We start from the raw sequence: 1018 nt of genomic DNA, 5'->3' as shown, positions 1-1018 counted from the left end.
GAGAAATCGTCATGGCCGAAGCGAAAACTTCAACGTCCCAGCGCCCTATCGTAACGATGCAACGCATCGGCAAGTCGTTTGGCGCGAACCGCGTGCTGTCGGACATTTCGTTCGAGGTCAAGGCCGGCGAAACGCATGCACTGCTCGGCGAAAACGGTGCGGGCAAGTCGACGCTCATGAAGATCCTCATGGGCGCGTATCGGACGGACGAAGGCCGGATTCTGTTCGACGGCGAGGATGTCACCGACCTGTAGCTTCGAGAGAGGATCGATCGCGGAATCGCAATGATCTTCCAGGAACTGAGCGTGTTGCCGAATCGTTCGGTTGCCGAAAACCTGTTTATCCTTCGCGAGCCGCTCGCCTTCGGCCGACGTGTCGATGCCAGAAAAATGCTGCGCGAGGCCCGGGCTCTGATCGAGCGATATGCCTTCTCGCTCGATGCTTCGGCACGTGTGGGCGACCTGGCGTTCGCTCAGCGCCAGATGGTCGAGATTCTCAAAGCGATCTCGCGGGGCGCCAAGCTGCTCGTAATGGACGAGCCGACTTCGTCGCTGACCATCCATGAGGAGGAAACGCTTTTTCGGACAATCGGTCAGCTCAAGCAGAACGGAATCGGTATCGTCTACATCAGCCATCGCATGGCCGATGTGCTGCAGCTTTCGGATCGCATTTCGCTCATCCAGGATGGGCGACTGGTTGGCCCGCTTGATCCGGAGAAGACGTCCATCGAGGATATCGCGGCGTTGATGTCCCGGCCCAAGGTCCAAACGCCTTCCCCTGCCGCAGCCGCGCCAGCAAATCAGCAGCCCGCAACGCCCGCCGGGACGCCGGCTCTTGAGGTCCATGACCTTGCCACCTCGCGCAAACTGTCCGGCGTGTCGTTCTCGATCGGCCCGGGCGAGATCGTCGGCCTTGCTGGGCTTGTCGGCAGTGGCCGCTCGACCCTGGGCAAGGCCTTGTTCGGCATCCTTCCGGATGTAACCGGCCACATCGCCGTCGGGAGCGACCTCGTCCAGCC

At 61.2% G+C, this 1018-nt stretch carries 1 protein-coding gene and 1 pseudogene; both read left to right on the top strand.

Annotation, left to right across the window (positions count from 1 at the left end; all coding sequences use genetic code 11):
• Nucleotides 1–11: 11 nt before the first annotated feature.
• Nucleotides 12–488 (top strand): annotated as a pseudogene (locus FJ980_RS35765) (ATP-binding cassette domain-containing protein); the annotation flags it as partial.
• On the top strand, nt 483–1018 hold a 536-nt coding region (locus FJ980_RS36030), incomplete at its 3' end, for an ATP-binding cassette domain-containing protein (RefSeq protein ID WP_348640684.1). The pseudogene FJ980_RS35765 and the gene FJ980_RS36030, both read left to right, overlap by 6 nt.

It is taken from the genome of Mesorhizobium sp. B1-1-5 (assembly GCF_006443065.1).
Taxonomy (GTDB): Bacteria; Pseudomonadota; Alphaproteobacteria; order Rhizobiales; family Rhizobiaceae; genus Mesorhizobium.
Note: the sequence above shows the minus strand (reverse complement) of the source record. Positions and strands in the feature narration are given on the sequence as shown.